Source organism: Mucilaginibacter daejeonensis, from assembly GCF_020783335.1.
Lineage (GTDB): Bacteria > Bacteroidota > Bacteroidia > Sphingobacteriales > Sphingobacteriaceae > Mucilaginibacter > Mucilaginibacter daejeonensis.
Genome location: NZ_CP086068.1, coordinates 468,745 through 487,590, shown reverse-complemented (window position 1 = coordinate 487,590; position 18,846 = coordinate 468,745). Strand labels below are relative to the sequence as shown.

Genomic DNA, 18,846 nt, shown 5'->3' with positions numbered 1-18,846 from the left:
TGACATTGTACCGGAGTTCGGTTCAAATTATTTAGCTTAGGGGCGTTACCCATTATATCCATTTTAACTATGAGATCGATATTGAGTTTTGCCCTTGGGGCAGCATTATGTGCAGCGGCCACCGGCTTGCAGGCGCAAACCATTACTCTTGACCAGCATTTTAATCACGAAATGCGCAAGAACGTTAAAGGCGAGGCCGAACGCTTCCACTACCTGTGGGAAGAAAAGGATGATGCCGGCTTTTCGATATTGGGCGATGCCTTTAAGGCCCATGGCTTTAAGCTGGCCTCGCTGGATGCGGCCCCTACCGCTGCTAACCTGGCGGCCAGCAATGTGTACCTGATCGTTGACCCCGACAGTAAAAAAGAGAATCCTTTGCCCAATTATATCGAGCCATCCCATGTGACCGTCATAGCGAACTGGGTTAAAAAAGGTGGAGTGCTGGTGATGCTGGCCAATGATAGCGCTAACGTGGAGTTACCACACTTTAACACCCTGGCAGCCGCCTTTGGTATGCACTTTACCAACGATCGCACCAACCATGTTACCGATGATGCCCACTTTGAAGATGGCGCTGTGAGTACCCGTAACAACCCGGTGTTCAAAACAGCCAGTAAGATATTTATGAAGGATGCCTGCGACATTACCACCACCGGTGCCGCTAAACCGGTGCTGAAGAACGCCGCCGGTGCCACCCTGATCGCCATGGCCCGTCATGGTAAGGGAACCGCTATAGCCATTGCCGATCCATGGCTTTATAACGAGTATACCAACGGAAGGCTACCGGCCGGTTACGAGAACGATAAGGCCGCTCAGGACCTTGCGGCCTGGATCAAAACTTTGATCAAAAAATAACAGGATAACATGATCATACTGATCAGTGAGGCATTACGAAAGTGATGCCTTTTTTTGTGCCTGCTAACCTGCAACAGGCGATGTGATCGGTACAAAAAATAAAACCCTCCTTGCTCTTGCAGCTCGGAGGGTTTCAACCTAAACCTTATCACAATATGTAAGTAATAACTTACATGGTGCAAATATATACATTGTAAAGGATTTACCTATAGAAGTACTTAAAAAAATGAGAGAAGTAGCCGTGATGTTACATCTATTTTACAATTTATTAATGCCATCTACGAATCAAGATCTGTTCGGCGTAACTCATTATGTGCCCATATGTATGTCTAAACACACTTTTTGAGGATCCATGGACATCATGGCAATTTTGATGGCAGCTTGAAAAATTTATTCCGGTAGGTGTTAATTATTTTTTGATAGCGGCCAGTGCGCAGTTCATTCCATCGATGGCGGCGGAGATGATACCCCCGGCATAACCGGCACCTTCGCCACATGGGTACAGCCCCGCCACCTGCGGGTGTTGCAAGGTTTGCGGATCACGCGGGATCTTGACCGGCGACGAAGTGCGCGACTCGACACCCACCAGCAAGGCCTCGTTGGTATAATAACCCTTCATCTTTTTACCGAACACCGGCAACGCTTTACGCAACCGCTCGTGCACACGCTTAGGCAATACCTCGCTCAGATCGGCGCTGGTAACGCCCGGTAAATAAGAGTTGGCCGGTATACTGGTCGAATTACGTCGTTGCACAAAATCGACCATGCGTTGGCCAGGCGCTACCAGATCACCTCCACCCGCTGCAAATGCGGCCTGTTCCACTCGCTGTTGAAACTTCAACAGCCGGAAAGGGTCATTCTCATCGCCCGCCACATCGCCCAGATCGATCTGCACCACGGTGCCTGAGTTAGCAAAGGGATTATTGCGTTTGCTCGGGCTCCAGCCGTTCACCACGATCTCGCCCGGTTCGGTAGAGCACGGCGCGATAATGCCGCCAGGGCACATGCAAAAAGAGAACACGCCCCGCTCCTCTACCTGTTCTACCAAACTGTAGTACGATGGCGGCAGGTATGGTCCGCGTACATCACAATGATATTGCGCCTGGTCGATCACCTGCTGTGGATGCTCGATGCGTACGCCCAATGCAAAGGGTTTAGCCTCGATCGATATGTTCTGATCATGCAGCATGTAAAATACATCGCGGGCGGAATGGCCCGTGGCCAGGATCACGGCCTCGGCCTTGATGTGGCCGCCGTTGGCGGTATGTACGCCGGCTATCTTACTAAATTGGACATCCAAAGAGGTGACCTTGGTATCGAATAAGAACTCGCCGCCCGCGTTCAGGATGGTCTCGCGCATGGCGGTAATGATCTGCGGCAGCTTGTTGGTACCAATGTGCGGTCGTGCATCCACCAGAATATCCTCATCGGCACCATGCGCCACGAACATTTGCAGTACCTGGTTCACGTTGCCGCGTTTAGTGGAGCGGGTATATAATTTACCATCAGAGTAAGTCCCGGCACCGCCCTCGCCAAAGCAATAGTTTGATTCGGGGTTCACCAGGCCTTGTTTGTTGATGTTGGCCAGGTCGCGGCGGCGTTGCTTCACATCCTTACCCCTCTCTATCACGATCGGCTTGTGGCCTGACAATATGCACTGCAGTGCCGCGAATATCCCGGCCGGACCGGCTCCCACGATCACCACAGGCTTTTGATCGGCCACGTTGGGGTATTCGATATTAAAACTGGTAATGGGAGCAGGCTCGTTCATAAATACCTGCACATGCATGCGGTATACTACCTTGCGGCCACGGGCATCAATAGAACGCTTGCGGACCTTAATGGCCGTGATGCGCTGCACCGGCACCTTGAGGGAGGCGGCAGCTAATTTGGTCAATGCTTCTTCATTTTCGTGCTCCTCGGGCAGGCACACGATCTCGGTCTCTTTCATCATAACGTTGCCGGGTTTTTATCCCGGATGGTGCAAAGATACACATTGTACGGCAGGGCAAAAAGTGTTCGGCTGTGCGCGAATACCGTTCGGTAGCGGACGGTCATAGCGGTCAACATAAATTTATACAACTGACAATCAATTAATTAACTATTTGGTGCCAAAGTTGGCATAGGTGTATCAACATAACAACAACAGCCATGATCACCGAACAAACTTTGAACCGCATATGGGAAGGATGCCTGAAACAAGACCGCAAACAACAGGAGATGTTGTACAAGGTACTGGCCCCACGTATGCTTGCTGCCTGCAACCGTTACGCCCAAGATCGTGACGAGGCGCAGGATATAATGCAGGAAGGTTTCATCAAAGTGTTCGGCTCAATGCACAAGTACCGTGGCGAGGGCAGCCTGGAGGGTTGGATCCGCCGTATCATGGTGCACACTGCCATATCACGTTTCCGCAAGCAAAAGCCAGTAGTGCTTACCGACGAATTACCCGAAGGCGTGACCATACACATGAGCTACAACGAGAGCGGCATGGAAGAGAAAGAGTTGTTGAACATGATCGCGGAGCTGCCTGATACCTACCGCAACGTGTTCAATCTGTATGCCATCGAGGGCTACTCGCACCAGGAGATCGGCGAGGCGCTGGGCATCAGTGAGCTGGTATCACGTACCACATTGCACCGTGCACGTGGCGTGTTGAAGAATAAGTTAAGCAAGATCGCGATGCGCGCCCAGCACAGGCTGGCCTGCTGATCACTGACCCTATATATTACCTATTAACCTTACACATCACCAAAAACGAAACGGGACCGCTTTTTAAGGCGGTCCCGTTCGCTTATATAACAACAACCTAATTTACTTCGAGTAGATCTTAGAGTTATCTCTGAAACCGGCAGTGCTGTTGCTGTACCAGTCGGCAAAGTTAGTACCGCCTGATAGTGCCCACTCTGAGAAGTGCAGGTAAGCAGAGTTAACCGGTTGCAACTCTACAGGGTATTTGTATTCGCCCACAAAGTTGATGGCCCAAGGATAGTTCTCTTTTGATAAGTAGTATTTGTTAGCTGTAGGAACTGAGGTATCATCATCAGTACCGAACAGTTTAGCGTCGGCTTTATCGGTAGGTGCAAAGCCTGGCAGGTGGATCTCATAACCGCGGCGCAGATCGCTGATCAGGAACGGATTGAAAGAAGACACTTGCAATGAGCTTGCTGACACCGGTGAAGCAAAGGTCACGTTAACAGTAGCAGTGCTGCCGGTAACTTTGGCTTTGTCCATCAGGGTGTTGATGAAGTAAGCACCGTCAGGGTTCTTCAACAACGCTTCGTGGTTATCGAAAGGTACGATCACGGCTTTGGTTTGGCCGGCCTCAACGCCGTTGCCTGCAAAGCTGATGTAGTTGCTGATCTGTTTTTGACCACTCACCGAGCTAACTGCCGAAGCTGCTACCGGCAATTGTACCGCAAAACCATTGTGGAAAGAAGCACCTGAAGCAAGAGGAGTGAACTCACCTTTCATTTCAACAACTTGGTTGCTGGCATTGCTGGTGAAAGTGTAACGGTAGTTAACCACCAGGTCATTCAGGTCAAAGTCACCTTTTTTAGGCCAGTTATCTTCAAAGGCGATGCTGGCGTAGCCGGTAGCCGATGGATAGTAGCTTACGTAAGCTTTGGTAGGATCGGTCGGGAAAGCATCCAGTTCGTCTTGTACACCGTCACCGTCGCTGTCGCCACCTTTATCGATAGCAGGTACACCGTCGTTAGAGATAGCAGTTACCGGGTTCGAAGAAGCGTAGATCACCAGGTCATTAAAGTCATGGTCAGAACCATTCTCACGGTTGATATCTTCGAAACCGATCAGGAACAATTTGTGTACATCATCCCAAAGGGTAACAGTGTGTTTCTTGTTAGCAACGTTGGTCTCAGGGTTAAGCTTGTAATCTGAGTAGAATTTGGCGTTGCCGGTTTGTACACCTGAACCGGTCCATGCATTTTGGATCAGTACGAAACCGATAGAAGTACCTGCCGAGAAACGGCCGATCTTCACTTTATCGCCTGAGCGCAGGCCACCACCTGAACCATAAGCCGAAGCATTAGGGAAGATCAAGGTAGCGTTGGCAATGTCAGACGGGCTGTTAGGTGCGCTGCCTGTCTTGTAAGTATAAAAAGCCAGTGAGTTCATGTAACCGGCACCTTCTGCTACGAATGTGATCCAAACGTCAGAGGTGGCAGTGATGTTCAGGTTAGGAACGGCACTGGTGGTCAGGTACTCAGGGTGAGTGCTTGGCAATGGGCTACCTTCTGGTAACGATGCGTTCACGTATGATAATAATGAAGCGTCGATGTTATCAGGAGTAGTTTCCAAATAAGCCGGACGACCTAATTTGAACGGATACGCGCTGGTGTTGATCACCGCGTTAGACGAGGCGGTGTAAGGGCTTGGGTAAGCAAAGGTTGGATCACCTACTGCGTTAGAGGCTTTGCTTGATGCAACAGCACCGCCGGTGGTGTTCACCACGATCTCTTCGGCCTGCACATCGCCGCTGAAGCCGTCCTTGCCACCTATGGTAGCAGTGATAGTATTGCTTGAGCTGATCACGGCTTGTGCGTTACGCATCACGCCTACGTAAGCAGGATCGATGATCAGTTTGGTAGCTGAGCTTGGTACGGTGATCACGCCTTGCAGCACACCGCTCTTATTGGTAGCTCCTTTATAAATTGGAGAAGTAGAGCCGGGCAGGTAAACGCTTACTACCACGCCGCTCAGTGCCTCATCATTACCGGCCTTCAGGCTTAGGTTCAAGGTCACATTCTTAGAGGTCGAAAAGTTGAAACCGTCAGGAGCGATCTTGTTAACGGGAGCAGTTGGCTCCGTCGTTCCTTGGGTGGCACCATCTTTTTTGCAAGCCGTAAATGATACTGCGGCTGCTAAAAGGGCAAATGTAAAAAGGTGTTTCATATAAATATTGATAATTGTTGAACGGTAGGCAAAAGGTATTCCAATGGCCATTCATACGGGGCAAAGCCATATTTAGTTGCGAAAGCGTTGACACAATTCCACAACGATGGGGAGATAAGTGTTGCAACAATTATCGTTTGGGGAATTTTTTCCCGTGCTTACTCACAAGCGAAAGGCCCTGCGCTCTTTGGCGTTCATCAGCGCATTCGTTAACTTTGCAGCTCATTTTTTAACGTGGGAAAAGATAAACTGAAACGTTTTGCCGAAGTAGATACCTTTAGCAACGTGGTACAGCTGGAGGCTGGCCAGCCTTATAAAGGTAAATGGTCAAGTGATTTTTTTAAGAACGATAGCCCGGTAGTGCTGGAGCTGGCTTGCGGTAAAGGCGAGTATACGGTCAACTTGGCCAAGCTTTTCCCCGAAAAGGACCTGATCGGTATCGACTACAAAGGCAACCGCATATGGCGCGGCGCCAAAACGGCTTTAGAGGAAGGCATCACCAACGTAGGCTTTTTGCGCATACAGATCGAGAACCTGCTCGACTATTTTGCCCCCGGCGAGGTGGACGAGATATGGATCACCTTCCCCGACCCCCAGCCGCAGATCAGCCGTGAGAAAAAGCGACTTACTTCTCCCCGTTTCCTTGAGAAATACAAACTGCTTTTGAAACCGGGCGGCCTCATGAACCTCAAGACCGATAATGACGGGCTGCATGCTTACACCGCCGAAAAGATCGAAGAACTGGGTTTGAAACTACACATCAAGACCGAGGATCTTTATCATTCGCCTTACGCCAACGAGGTGCTGAACATCAAGACCTACTACGAAAAGAAATACCTGAAAGACAATAAGAACATCAATTACCTACAGTTCTCCTTTGAATAACGAACAAAGCGATGGCCAACGACGCTAATTTTTACCAGCATGTTTTTGAGGTGGTGAGGCAGATACCGCCGGGCCGGGTGACCTCGTACGGTGCCATTGCCAAATTCTTGGGAGCGCCTACCTGGTCGCGCAAGGTGGGGCATGCCATGGGTCAGCTACCTACAGAGGGCGAACCGGTACCCTTTCAGCGGGTGGTGAGCGGCTCGGGCCACCTATCGGGTAGCACCGATAACATCGAGTACCGCATAAGCCTGCTCGAAAAAGAAGGGATCAGCTTTGTGGGCAACAAGATCCAGAACTTCAAGGCCGTGAACTGGGACCCATCCATCGAGCTCGATTATTGATCTGTAGCATCCATTTGCAATAATTCCATACGGTTGCCAAAAGGGTCATGAAAGGCAAAACGCCTGCGACCGGGCAACAAAGTTTGCGGACTGATCGGCACACCATGGTCTTCCAGGTGTTTGAGCGCCGCATCTACATCCTCTACCTCAAAAGCCGTATGCCTGATGGATGGCGAGCGTGAACGCTCCACGCCAATGTGCAGCTCTATGTCGCCCATCTTTAACCACACTCCTTTATCTTTCAATTCGGGCGGGCGGGTCATTTCGGTGAGGCCGATCACGTCTTTATAAAAGCGTCGGGCCTCCTCCAGCCGTTGTGCAGGTACGCAAATGTGGATGTGATCGGCGCGCTTGAATTTGATCATGCTGTGTTGCTTTACTGTCAAAGATAGCAGCATGATATTTATCCGCACCAAAATTTTAACGAACATTGTGCTTGTAAGCTATACCGCTTTATTAACCGATAATTACACCCCATGGGACAACTCATAAACGACTTTAATGCCTACCGTACCAAGATGAACGATAGGATCATGGAAACGGCCAACACCAACATCAAACGCTTTTTTGCTTTAGATACCACTACCTACGCCGACGGCGCCCTGGACGTAAAGACCAAGGAGATGCTGGGCCTGGTAGCCAGTATGGTGCTGCGTTGTGATGACTGCATTAAATATCACCTGGGCAAATGCCACGAGGCGGGCGTGAACGATGCCGAGATGAATGAGGTGTTCATGATCGCCAACCTGGTGGGCGGATCGATCGTGATCCCGCATTACCGCCGTGCTGTTGAGTACTGGGACGAGTTGAACGAGACCGCTTCAGAAGCCTGATCATATGCAACTGATCACCGACGCCACCATTCCGCAGTATAGCTTTGAACCCGATGCGGTAATGGGCAACACCCTATTCAGAATAGATCGTAACGACTGCATTATGAGCTACCGCCGGTCAGACATGCTGGTGCCTCATCGCAAGAACTACTATTTTATGTCGTTGGTGCGGCGCGGAAGCAGCAGGCATTGGATCGATCAGGTGCCTTATGTGATCAAACCTGATCACTTTTACTTTACGGTGCCCCAGCAGATCCACCTTAAAGAGGCCGCCCAGCCGTTCACCGGCATCACCCTCAGCTTTACTGAGGAGTTCCTGGGGTTAGATGAGAGCGGCACCCTGAAGCAACTGCCGCTGATCGCTAACCCTGATCATGGGCATGAGTTAAAGCTGAGCAATGCCGATGTGTCCTTTGTTGATGACCTGCTCAACAAGATCATGGCCGAGTACCATGCCAAAAGCAAGTGGCAGCAAAGCATGTTACTGGCTTACATGAAGGTATTAGTGATACACCTGAGCCGGCTATACACCGAACAGCTGACCGATAGCAAGGTACTGCCCGAACGCACCCTGCTCAACCGCTACCTGGCCCATGTAGATACCTGGCACAAGCAACACCATGAGGTGGGGCATTATGCCGGGCTCATGAACCTATCGGCCGGTCATTTGAGTGAGCTGATCAAAGATCAGAGCGGCCGCCCGGCGATCGCGCACATTCATGAACGGCTGATCGTAGAAGCGCGCCGGCTGCTTTTCCATACCGAGCGATCGGTAAAAGAAGTGGCCTTTGAGCTGGGTTTTGAGGATGCCTCATACTTTAACCGCTTCTTTAAACGCCTCACCGGCGACACGCCGGTGGCCTACCGCCAAACCACCCGCGAAATGTACCATTGAAACCTGTGCAAGTACCGTACGGGTAGCCGTAGGCCCACTTATATTTGTTCAACAAATAATAACTATGAGAACAGTATTGATCACAGGGGCCAACAAAAGCATTGGCTTCGAAAAAGCTAAGATATTAGCCAAACAAGGATACCACGTTTACCTGGGCGCACGTGATGCGGCCAAAGGCAACGAGGCGGTAGAAAAAATCAAGGCCGAAGGGATCGACAATGTGGAGTTCCTGCTTATTGATGTGACCGATAAAGTCTCGATTGACGCTGCCCAACGTTCGGTGGCCGAAAAAGGTAAAGGGCTGGATATCCTGATCAACAACGCCGGCATTTTAGGCGGATATGACCAGAGCGCCCAAACGGTTGATACCGCGTTGATCCGCGAGGTGTTCGACACCAACTTTTTTGGCGTGATCAACGTGACACAAGCCTTTTTGCCGCTGCTGAAGAACTCAGAGCAGCCGGTAATCGTGAACGTGACCTCGGGCCTGGGCTCGCTCACCATCCACAGCGACCCGGAGTCGAAGTTCTACCATGTTAAAACAGCGGCTTACGGTCCGTCAAAAACCGCGTTGAACGCCTACACCGTGGTGCTGGCTTACGAGCTGCGCGACACCAACTTTAAAGTGAACGTGGTCGACCCTGGTTACACCGCTACCGATTTTAATAATAACTCAGGCCCGTTCAAGGTGGAGGATTCGGCCGCGTTCGTGACCAGTTACGCCACCCTTGGCGCAGGTGGCCCCACCGGCAAATACTTCAGCCACGAGTTCCCTGAAAATAATTACGAGTGCCCTTGGTAAGCTCGAGCTTATCAAACAACAAAAAAGGCGACCCCATGACCGGGGTCGCCTTTTTTATTCGATGGTGGCGAGTGCAACAAATAAAAGGTTATCACATCTTTTACGATTGCTTTATAACAACAGCAAGACTATATTGCATCGAACTTGTCTCTATGTTAGCCAAACGAACATCACAAAGAACCTTATCGCTCGACATGACCGCCATGGCCGATGTAGGTTTTTTATTGCTGGTGTTCTTTATGGTGTTTCCTCACTTTAACCAGAAAGATGTGGTCAAGGTAGCACTGCCACAAGCCTATGGCCCTGGTCAATGCTCATTGAACAATATGCCGGCCACTATATTTATAAAGGACAACAAGATATATATTGACATAGCCGACCCTGAAATTAAGAAACAAGCCGTTAAGAACATGGCTCGGATCTATCGGGTCAGCATCACCGACGAGGAACAGGATCGATTCGTTAAGATGGGAACCTTTGGCGCATCTATGCAAAGCCTGAAAATGTATATCCATCAACCCCATCCACTACTTTACGCCAAGAATAACCAAGGCATACCGATCAACGATGGCCGTAATAATGAGTTATTTGATTGGATTAAGGAAACGCAGGCAGTATACCAACACAAATATGGCAACAACATGCGGATAGGGATAGCGGCCGACGCTGCGGAGTCCTATTCTATAGTAAAGTTGCTGATCGCTAATTTACAGTCCCAAAACATCAATAAGTTCTCTCTGATCTTAAATAGCGGGAAGCCTAACGTTAAATAATTTCTCCATCTGTGACAAATAAAGAATCGAACCAACTCAAACGCTGCTCCTGGTGCGGCACCGACCCTTTGTACATGAAATATCATGACGAGGAATGGGGCAAGGAAACACATGATGACCACGTGTTATTTGAGTTCCTGGTGTTGGAATCGGCACAAGCAGGTTTGAGCTGGATCACCATTTTGCGCCGCCGCGAAAGCTACCGAAAAGCATTCGCTGGCTTTGATGTGAAAAAGGTAGCGGCCTTTGATGACGAAGATGTGGAACGCCTAATGCAGGATGAAGGCATCATCCGTAACCGGTTGAAGATACTGGCCGCTATCAATAACGCTAAACTCTTCATGGAGGTGCAAAAAGAATTTGGCTCGTTCGACCGATACCTGTACAGCTTCATGCCCGATGGTCGGTCTGTCAACAACTTACCCGGAAGCATCCCCGTGAGCACACCCATATCTGATGCGATAAGCAAGAATATGAAAAAGCGCGGCTTTAAATTCTTCGGCACCACCATTTGCTACGCTTACATGCAAGCCACCGGCATGGTGAACGATCACGTGGTGGATTGCGCGTTCAAGTAGCCGAACCGGAATTTTAAGGATCTTCCGAATGAACAGAATGCTTTACCAAGGGTTGTTCGTTCGATAAACATATGTAAGCTTGTTATGAGCATTAATCCTATTTTTGTGACCGTAGTTCGTAGAAGCATAACGGTCCATTCTGTACTTCTATGAATTCATAAAATTCCGGTTCAAAACACATGAAGAAACTATTTCTGTTAGACGGTATGGCGCTGATGTACAGGGCCCACTTTGCATTGAGCAAGAACCCACGGTTCACCTCAGGCGGGCTCAACACATCGGCCGTGATGGGTTTCACCAACACCCTGCTGGATGTGTTGCGTAAAGAGAAACCTACGCACATGGCCGTGGTTTTCGATACCGATGCCCCTACCGAACGTCATACCGACTTTGCCGACTATAAAGGCCACCGCGAGGCCATGCCCGAAGATCTGAGCAAGGCCATGCCTTACGTGATCAAACTGATCCTGGGTTTCAACATCCCGGTGATCACGTCTGACGGTTACGAGGCTGACGACATCATTGGCACGCTGGCCAAAAAGGCCGAGCAGCAGGGCTACCAGGTGTATTGCATGACCCCTGATAAGGACTTTGCCCAACTGGTGTCGCCCAACATCTTTATTTACAAGCCGGCCCGTATGGGTAACGATATGGAGATCCTGGGCGTGGAGGAAGTAAAAAAGAAATGGGAAGTTGACGACGTTTGCCAGGTGATCGATATTTTGGGCCTATGGGGCGATGCCGTGGATAACATTCCGGGTATACCGGGCATTGGGGAGAAGACCGCCAAGGCGCTGATCAAGCAGTATGGCTCCATGGAGAACATCATCAAGAACAGCCATGAACTGAAAGGCAAGATGCGCGAGAACGTGGAGAAATTTGCCGATCAGGGCCTTATGTCGAAAAAGCTGGCTACTATCATATTGGATGTACCGGTGGAACTGGACGAAGAAGGATTGGCCATCTGTGCTCCAAGTAAGGACCTGCTCGAGCCCCTCTTTGCCGAACTGGAATTCCGTACGCTGGGGCGCCGCGTATTTGGCGATGATTTCAGCATTACCGAGATCAAGGCCGTTGGTGGTCAGCAAGACCTGTTCGGTGATCCGGCACCAGGCACCGGCCGTACCCTGGCCGTTACCGTGACCGATATTGCCGAGAGCGAAGCACCCGTTGCCGCCAAGAATATCAGCAACGTACCACACCAATACCACCTGGTGACCACCGCCGAGCAACGCGCCGAGCTGATCGCTGCGTTACTGAAAGAGCCGGAGATCACCTTCGATACCGAGACCACCGGCCTCGACGCCAACAACTGCGAGCTGGTAGGTCTGTCGTTCGCCATTAACCCGGGCGAGGCCTGGTATATACCGCTACCGGCCAACTTTGAGGAGGCCAGGACCATTGCGCACGAGTTCAAACCGGTGTTGGAGAACGAGTCCATTAACAAGGTAGGCCAGAACGTTAAGTACGATATACTCGTGCTCAAGTGGTATGGCATCGAGGTAAAAGGCAAACTGTTCGACACCCTAATGGCACACTACGTGCTTGACCCTGATACCCGCCATAACATGGATATCCTGGCCGAGAACTACCTGGGCTACAAAACGGTATCCATCACTGAGTTGATCGGCCCCAAGGGCAAGAACCAGCTCACCATGCGCGATGTGGATGTAGAAAAGGTAAAAGAGTACGCCGGTGAGGATGCCGACGTGACCCTTCAACTGAAACAAGTGTTCGAGCCTAAACTGCAACAAGTGGAGGCCGACAAGTTATTGAGCGAGATGGAGCATCCGCTGATCTACGTTTTAGCCGACGTGGAATTTGAGGGCGTACGCGTTGATGAACCGACCCTAAAAGAATTTTCGAAAGAGCTGGAGACCGACATCACCCGTTTGGAGCGCACCGTGCATGAAAAGGCGGGTGTCAAGTTCAACATCTCATCGCCCAAGCAACTGGGTGAGGTACTGTTCGAGAAACTGATGCTGGACCCTAAGGCCAAAAAGACAAAGACCGGCCAATACCAAACCGGTGAGGACGTGCTGCTGGCCCTGGCCACCAAGAGCGACATCGTGCGTGATATTTTGGATTTTCGCCAGTTGCTAAAATTGAAATCGACCTATGTGGATGCCCTGCCGCTGATGGTGAACCCAAAGACCGGCCGCATTCATACTTCATACAACCAGGCCGTGGCGGCTACCGGTCGTTTGAGCTCGCAAAACCCCAACCTGCAAAACATCCCGATCCGTACCGAACGTGGCCGAGAGGTGCGTAAAGCGTTCATTGCCCGCGATGAGGACCACATCCTGCTATCGGCCGATTACTCGCAGATCGAGTTGCGCATCATTGCCGAGATCAGCAAGGACCCTAACATGCTGGATGCCTTTGCACAGAACCTCGACATCCACACCGCTACGGCAGCCAATGTGTACGGCGTGGCCCTGGCCGATGTGACCAGCGATCAACGCCGCAATGCCAAGGCCGTTAACTTCGGTATCATTTACGGTCAATCGTCGTTCGGGTTATCGCAAAGTTTAGGTATACCACGTAAGGAAGCTAACGACATCATTGAGCAGTACTTTGTGCAATACTCGGGTATCAAGAATTACATGAGCGATACCATGAACTTTGCCCGCGAGAACGGCTATGTTAAGACATTGATGGGCCGTCGCCGTTACTTGCGTGATATCAACTCGGCCAACGCCACCGTGCGTGGCTTTGCCGAACGAAATGCCATTAACGCCCCTATCCAAGGCTCCGCGGCTGATATGATCAAGATCGCCATGATCAACATTCATAAAGAGTTCAAGGCGCAGGGACTGGCCAGTCGCATGACCATGCAAGTGCATGATGAGTTAGTGTTCGATGTACGCAAGGATGAACTGGAGACCGTAAAACCGATCATCTCTCACCATATGCGCACCGCTATAAAGACCGAAGTGCCGATCATGGTCGAGATGGGTACCGGCGTCAACTGGCTGGAAGCTCATTAAGGTGTATTCATTTAGATACCATCATACTTCCCTTCTTGAGAGGGGTCAGGGGTGTGTTTAGACGCAATGCAAAACATCGCTTCATTAAACACACCCCTTTCCATAACACTTCCCCTCGCGCCCCTTCTCAAGAGGGGAATGAAAAAGATAAGACCATAATACCGCAGTTATCACTCGACCATGCCGCGCAAGATCATCCCATATGATGCAAATTTAAAACCGCTGGCAACCAAACTTCGAAACGATAGTACACTTGGCGAGATCAGGCTTTGGCAGGAGTTGAAAGGTAAGAGGTTTCACGGCTATGACTTTCACAGGCAAAAGCCGTTGTTGAGATACATCGTCGACTTTTATTGTGCAGAATTGGAATTAGTGATCGAGCTGGACGGGCATTATCACGAGAATGTGATAGACCTTGATGAATTGAGGGATACAGAGCTGATGAGATATGGCCTTACGATTCTCAGGTTTACAGAAGTTGAGGTCATGAAAGACATGATCAATGTATTGCGAACATTGGAAGCTTATTTAGAGGAAAGAACAAAAAGCTAAGGAAGTTTTGAGTCTCATCGCTTATTTAAACACACCCCTTTCCATTACACTTGCCCAACGCGCCCCCTCTCAAGAGGGGATGAAAAGTACATTATCAAAAAGCCATGCATCGCCACTATACTTCCCCTCTTGAGAGGGGTCAGGGGTGTGTTTAGACGCTATGCAAAACATCGCTTATCTAAACACACCCACTTTCCACTACACATACCTCCCTCAGCCCTCTCAAGAGGGTAATAAAATGTCGTCTCACATATTTATTTTCATTTCACTCTTGCACACCTCAAATACTTTCCATTACTTTGAAAACAAAAGTACTTTTCTGGTGGAAAACTCAAAGTTACACGACGACCTCGCCTCTATACGCAACATGATGGAGCGCTCATCAAAGTTCATCTCCTTGAGCGGGCTTTCGGGCGTAATGGCCGGAGTTTATGCGCTTATTGGCGCAGGCCTGGCCTATCGGATCATTTATGACCCTGCCGGCCGTCACTCGTTCGACTATGCGCCACCGGGCCAGAGTCCATACCTGCAATCGCAACTCTGGGAGGATCTGGTGTTCTCGCCCGTGATCCTGCAATTGTTCTTCGTGGCCTTTGCCGTGCTGTTCGCCTCGTTACTTACCGGTTATTACTTAACGGTACGTAAGGCCAAAAAGCAAAAGCAACCCGTATGGGGAAAGACCAGCCGCGCGCTCTTATTCCAAATGGCCACACCGCTGATCACCGGCGGGGTGCTGATCATTTTGCTGCTGGGGCGTGGCTATCTGGGTATCATATCGCCCGCATGCCTGGCCTTTTATGGGCTTGCGCTGGTAGGCGCCAGCGCCTATACCTATAATGACGTAAAATACTTAGGTTTGTGCCAGATCGTGCTGGGCATCATCGCAGCGGCCCTTCCCGGTTTCGGATTGTTCATTTGGGCGATCGGTTTTGGGGTACTGCACATTGTTTACGGTAGTTTAATGTATATAAAATACGAACGTTGAAAGTTCCGTTCGATAAACTGGATAAGGCCTTTGAGAATCGGGTAAGGCTACAGATCATGAGCGTGCTGATGGTGAACGAGTCGTACGACTTTACTTCGCTGCGCGATCTGCTCGATATTACCGATGGCAACCTGGCATCTAACCTTAAAGCGTTGGAAAAAGAGGGCTATATCACCATACACAAGAGTTTTGTAGGCCGTAAGCCCAACACCACTTACCAGGCATCAGATAAAGGAAAGACGGCTTTCCAGGAACACCTAAATGCGTTGGAACAACTCATTCAACAACAAAAAAAATAAGACCAGGTTGCAGCGGCCTGTTTTTTTTGACTAATAACTTTCATTTTCAAAGTTCTTTTAAAAATAACATTATGATAGACCAACCACACCCGACCGGTAACTGGCTCCGCGAGTCGGTACTCCTGAAACTGCTTTTGATCATGGTGATCGCCCTCCTGCTTTTGATCCCCTCCTCATGGATACAGGAACTGGTACGCGAACGCAGCGACCGGCAGGAACAGATCGTGAACGAGGATACCGACAAATGGTCGGGCCGGCAATTGATACAAGGTCCCGTGTTAGTGATCCCTTACAAAAAGGCGGTACGCGAAAAGGACAGCACCGGTAAAGAAGTGATCAAGGAATACACGCAGAACCTATACCTGCTGTCCGATGACCTGAACATTAGCGCCAACGTAAAAAGCGACACGCTTAAACGTGGCATTTATGACATTGGCGTTTACGATGCCTTGCTGAGCCTGAACGGCCGTTTTAACACCGCCAACATTGCTCGCCTGCAGATCGATAACAGCCTGATCCAATACCAAAAGGCGCGTTTACTGTTCAGCCTGGGCGATCTGAAAGGCCTGAAGGCCGACCCGACCATCCGCGTGCAGAACCGTTCATACACGGCCAGTTCCGTGACCGATGGGCTGCTGACAGGTGGCTTGCAAGCGGAGATAGACCTGAGCACCCTCCCGCCCGGCGACCTGCCTTTTAGCCTGAACCTGCAACTCAAAGGAAGCCAAAGCCTACGATTCATCCACGCGGCCAAGACCACCCAGGTAGAAGTGAAAGGTAATTGGCCAAGCCCTAAATTCGATGGCAGATATCTACCCAATGAGCGCAGCATCAGCAAGGCAGGATTTTATGGCAAATGGCGCATGTTGAATTATAACCGCCCGTTCCCGCAGCAATGGGTAGGTAATGATACGTTGCTCAACAGCTTTAAACGCAATAATAATGTGCTGTTCGGGGTACAGCTGCACATCCAGGTAGATGATTATCAAAAGACCATGCGCACCAGTAAGTATGCGATACTGATCATCGCGCTCACTTTCGTGTCCTTGTTCCTGACCGAGGTGATCCAAAAGAAGCCGGTACACGTGTTCAATTATGCGCTGATCGGCGCGGCTATGATCGTTTTCTACAGCTTGCTGCTATCCTTTTCAGAGCAGGTGGGTTACAATTGGGCCTATCTTATAGCGGCCGTTGCCACCATTGCGCTGATCGCATGGTTCACGGCATCGTTACTTAACAGTAAGGCAGCTGCACTTTTTGCCGTGATACTGAGTGTCTTTTACGGCTTTGTGTTCGTGATCATTCAACTGGAGGAGCTTTCCTTACTTGTGGGCAGTATCGCCCTGTTCGTGGTGATCGCTGCACTCATGTACTTTTCGCGCAAGATCAACTGGAACTGAACCTAACCTATATCACCAAGGGAGCAGCTTTATGGTTGCTCCCTTTTAACAACTACTGATCATGATATTCTCCACCGCTACTGTTAAACTTAACAAAGGCTTATTTTATGCGTTCACAGGCATTTATTTACTGACCTGTATCTCAATGGTTTTCAGCACCATAGATGTAGTGATCCTTATTACGTTGAGCTATTGGATATCTATGATTCTCTACATGGCACTGATCAATATCGTGTATGGGATCTTCTGGCTTGTTAGTGCAGCATAAGGCTACGTCTTACCGATGAGCGACGGTCGGACTGGCTTAATTGCTTTATTTGCTGTTGTGTTATAGCTCCTTTGGTGTTGGCTTTATTAGGAAAGATGTAGAATAAAGTATCTTTTGAATTACCAGACCCTACCAAAATACCGTTTTGGTTTTTGGTATACAAACAGTTATATTTGTTTAAATACCTACCGCTATGAAACGTGAACTCTTAGAATTTTCGGCACAGATAGACGAGAAGCTGGAAGTGCCCTGCCAGGTGCGCACTTTTTGGGAGATCTTTTGGGGTCTGTTCAGGTAAGGTGCAAAAAAAGCGAGCCGACCCTCGCGGCCGCCTCGCTTTACTATTTGGATAGGAAAATTGTCAGCTGTGTAAGTCTTGAGGAGAACATCAAGCGGTGTTAATCGGCCTGCTCGTCCTTGGCTCGCGGCCCCTCTGTTTCGGGCCATTCGTATTGATCCCAGCCTCCACGGCCCCGTCCACGGCACATCTGATCTTTAAAGCGTTCCTTAAAACGCATACGCTCTTCGGGGGTCATGTTCTTAAAGCGTTCTACCATGCGCTTATTCATCCATGGAGCACCACCACCAAAGCGGCCGCCACCACGGCCAAAGCCAAATAATATCTTACTCAGCACAAATATGCCCATGGCCTGCCAAAAGGTAATGGCGCTCACATGCAGGATCTGTGGCAGCAGGTTATTCCAAAGCTGCATTACGGCCAAACTAATGAGCCCTAAAAATGCGGCAGCCATGATCGGTATGGTCACGAACCGGTAAGGCCGTTCAAAAAATATTCTTTTCATGTTGTGTCAACTAATATCTTAAAGTTCTTTAATGTCGGTATACAATTGTTTAAGCCGCTGCCTCAGGTGTAAAACGGCGTAGCGCTTGCGCGATACCAGCGTTTGAATGTTCACGCCCGTTAGCTCGGCCATTTGCTCAAAGCTTTTGTCTTCCAGCTCGTGCCAAACAAAAACCTGCCGTTGTTCGGCCGGTAGCTCATCCAGCGCCGCGAAAAGTTCTTCCCAAACCAGGCTGCGCAGGTACTCTGTTTCAGGGGTGGCCTGCTCGCTCATCAGCATCTCGGCCAGGTCGGCGCTGTCCTCATCCTCCTCGCCGTTGTCGAATAAAAGGTCGTCAAGCAGTGTTTCGGTACGCTTGCGGTACTTATCGGTGATCTTGTTGCGGGCCACGCGATACAGCCAGGCGCCTGTTTGCTCGATGGGTGCTGCATTCACTACCGAGGTAAGCTGATACCAAACATCCTGCAGTATGTCCTCGGCATCGGCATCGCTTTTCACCCTCCGCCGTATGAACGACAGCAGCCCTTTGCCATACTCTTTAATGGCTTTAAGGGTAAAACTGTTCTTATCTTCGGGCATCAGGGCGGTGATCAATGTGTATATCGTTCGTTTATATCAAGGCAGACGTACCACCGGCGCGAACATTTTAAACGATGTAAAAAAATTCTTG

Annotated in this window: 20 protein-coding genes; 15 read left to right on the top strand and 5 right to left on the bottom strand. The window is 49.9% G+C overall.

Features of this window, described 5'->3' with window-relative positions:
- Window positions 1–69 precede the first annotated feature (69 nt).
- Window positions 70–855, top strand: coding sequence for a hypothetical protein (locus tag LLH06_RS02170; RefSeq protein WP_228171621.1), 786 nt, complete (start codon window positions 70–72; stop codon window positions 853–855).
- Between the two features lie 409 nt (window positions 856–1,264).
- Here the strand turns inward: LLH06_RS02170 and LLH06_RS02165 are convergent, their stop codons facing one another.
- Entirely contained in the window at window positions 1,265–2,809 is a 1,545-nt protein-coding gene (locus LLH06_RS02165) for an NAD(P)/FAD-dependent oxidoreductase (protein ID WP_228171620.1), read from the bottom strand.
- A gap of 197 nt (window positions 2,810–3,006) precedes the next feature.
- Between LLH06_RS02165 and LLH06_RS02160 the strand changes: the two genes are divergently transcribed.
- Window positions 3,007–3,567: an RNA polymerase sigma factor gene (locus LLH06_RS02160; RefSeq protein WP_228171619.1), complete on the top strand. Its 561-nt coding sequence runs from the start codon at window positions 3,007–3,009 to the stop codon at window positions 3,565–3,567.
- Window positions 3,568–3,669: 102 nt separating this feature from the next.
- On the opposite strand, the gene LLH06_RS02155 is transcribed toward LLH06_RS02160, so the two are convergent.
- Window positions 3,670–5,769: an LruC domain-containing protein gene (locus LLH06_RS02155; protein ID WP_228171618.1), complete on the bottom strand. Its 2,100-nt coding sequence runs from the start codon at window positions 5,767–5,769 to the stop codon at window positions 3,670–3,672.
- A 234-nt stretch (window positions 5,770–6,003) separates the two neighbouring features.
- On the opposite strand from LLH06_RS02155, the gene trmB reads away from it, so the two are divergent.
- Entirely contained in the window at window positions 6,004–6,654 is a 651-nt protein-coding gene (gene trmB, locus LLH06_RS02150) for a tRNA (guanosine(46)-N7)-methyltransferase TrmB (protein WP_228171617.1), read from the top strand.
- A gap of 11 nt (window positions 6,655–6,665) precedes the next feature.
- On the top strand, window positions 6,666–6,998 hold the full coding sequence (locus LLH06_RS02145; RefSeq protein WP_228171616.1) for an MGMT family protein: 333 nt from the start codon (window positions 6,666–6,668) through the stop codon (window positions 6,996–6,998).
- Here the strand turns inward: LLH06_RS02145 and LLH06_RS02140 are convergent.
- On the bottom strand, window positions 6,992–7,363 hold the full coding sequence (locus tag LLH06_RS02140) for a VOC family protein (RefSeq protein ID WP_228171615.1): 372 nt from the start codon (window positions 7,361–7,363) through the stop codon (window positions 6,992–6,994). The genes LLH06_RS02145 and LLH06_RS02140 overlap by 7 nt on opposite strands.
- Window positions 7,364–7,474: 111 nt before the next feature.
- On the opposite strand from LLH06_RS02140, the gene LLH06_RS02135 reads away from it, so the two are divergent.
- From LLH06_RS02135 to LLH06_RS02085, 11 genes are all read left to right on the top strand, one after another.
- Window positions 7,475–7,831 (top strand): carboxymuconolactone decarboxylase family protein, encoded by a 357-nt coding sequence (locus LLH06_RS02135; protein ID WP_228171614.1) that lies wholly within the window; start codon window positions 7,475–7,477, stop codon window positions 7,829–7,831.
- 4 nt (window positions 7,832–7,835) lie between these two features.
- Window positions 7,836–8,726 (top strand): AraC family transcriptional regulator, encoded by an 891-nt coding sequence (locus LLH06_RS02130; RefSeq protein ID WP_228171613.1) that lies wholly within the window; start codon window positions 7,836–7,838, stop codon window positions 8,724–8,726.
- Between the two features lie 64 nt (window positions 8,727–8,790).
- Window positions 8,791–9,528, top strand: coding sequence for an SDR family oxidoreductase (locus LLH06_RS02125; RefSeq protein ID WP_228171612.1), 738 nt, complete (start codon window positions 8,791–8,793; stop codon window positions 9,526–9,528).
- 152 nt (window positions 9,529–9,680) lie between these two features.
- Window positions 9,681–10,301, top strand: a complete 621-nt coding sequence (locus LLH06_RS02120) for an ExbD/TolR family protein (RefSeq protein WP_228171611.1) — start codon at window positions 9,681–9,683, stop codon at window positions 10,299–10,301.
- Window positions 10,302–10,375: 74 nt separating this feature from the next.
- Window positions 10,376–10,879: a DNA-3-methyladenine glycosylase I gene (locus tag LLH06_RS02115; RefSeq protein WP_394800324.1), complete on the top strand. Its 504-nt coding sequence runs from the start codon at window positions 10,376–10,378 to the stop codon at window positions 10,877–10,879.
- A gap of 179 nt (window positions 10,880–11,058) precedes the next feature.
- On the top strand, window positions 11,059–13,869 hold the full coding sequence (polA, locus tag LLH06_RS02110; protein ID WP_228171609.1) for a DNA polymerase I: 2,811 nt from the start codon (window positions 11,059–11,061) through the stop codon (window positions 13,867–13,869).
- Between the two features lie 180 nt (window positions 13,870–14,049).
- Window positions 14,050–14,421: an endonuclease domain-containing protein gene (locus LLH06_RS02105; protein ID WP_228171608.1), complete on the top strand. Its 372-nt coding sequence runs from the start codon at window positions 14,050–14,052 to the stop codon at window positions 14,419–14,421.
- 322 nt (window positions 14,422–14,743) lie between these two features.
- Window positions 14,744–15,406, top strand: coding sequence for a hypothetical protein (locus LLH06_RS02100; protein WP_228171607.1), 663 nt, complete (start codon window positions 14,744–14,746; stop codon window positions 15,404–15,406).
- Window positions 15,403–15,705: a winged helix-turn-helix domain-containing protein gene (locus LLH06_RS02095; protein ID WP_228171606.1), complete on the top strand. Its 303-nt coding sequence runs from the start codon at window positions 15,403–15,405 to the stop codon at window positions 15,703–15,705. The genes LLH06_RS02100 and LLH06_RS02095 overlap by 4 nt, the downstream gene beginning before the upstream one ends.
- 71 nt (window positions 15,706–15,776) lie before the next feature.
- Window positions 15,777–17,105, top strand: coding sequence for a cell envelope integrity protein CreD (gene creD, locus LLH06_RS02090; protein ID WP_228171605.1), 1,329 nt, complete (start codon window positions 15,777–15,779; stop codon window positions 17,103–17,105).
- Between the two features lie 61 nt (window positions 17,106–17,166).
- Window positions 17,167–17,373 (top strand): hypothetical protein, encoded by a 207-nt coding sequence (locus LLH06_RS02085; RefSeq protein ID WP_228171604.1) that lies wholly within the window; start codon window positions 17,167–17,169, stop codon window positions 17,371–17,373.
- 398 nt (window positions 17,374–17,771) lie between these two features.
- Here LLH06_RS02085 and LLH06_RS02080 read toward each other — a convergent pair whose 3' ends face one another.
- Together LLH06_RS02080 and LLH06_RS02075 are read right to left on the bottom strand one after the other, a co-directional pair.
- Complete coding sequence (locus LLH06_RS02080; RefSeq protein WP_228171603.1) at window positions 17,772–18,176, bottom strand: hypothetical protein; 405 nt, start codon at window positions 18,174–18,176, stop codon at window positions 17,772–17,774.
- A gap of 18 nt (window positions 18,177–18,194) precedes the next feature.
- Complete coding sequence (locus LLH06_RS02075) at window positions 18,195–18,770, bottom strand: RNA polymerase sigma factor (RefSeq protein WP_228171602.1); 576 nt, start codon at window positions 18,768–18,770, stop codon at window positions 18,195–18,197.
- Between the last annotated feature and the right edge of the window lie 76 nt (window positions 18,771–18,846).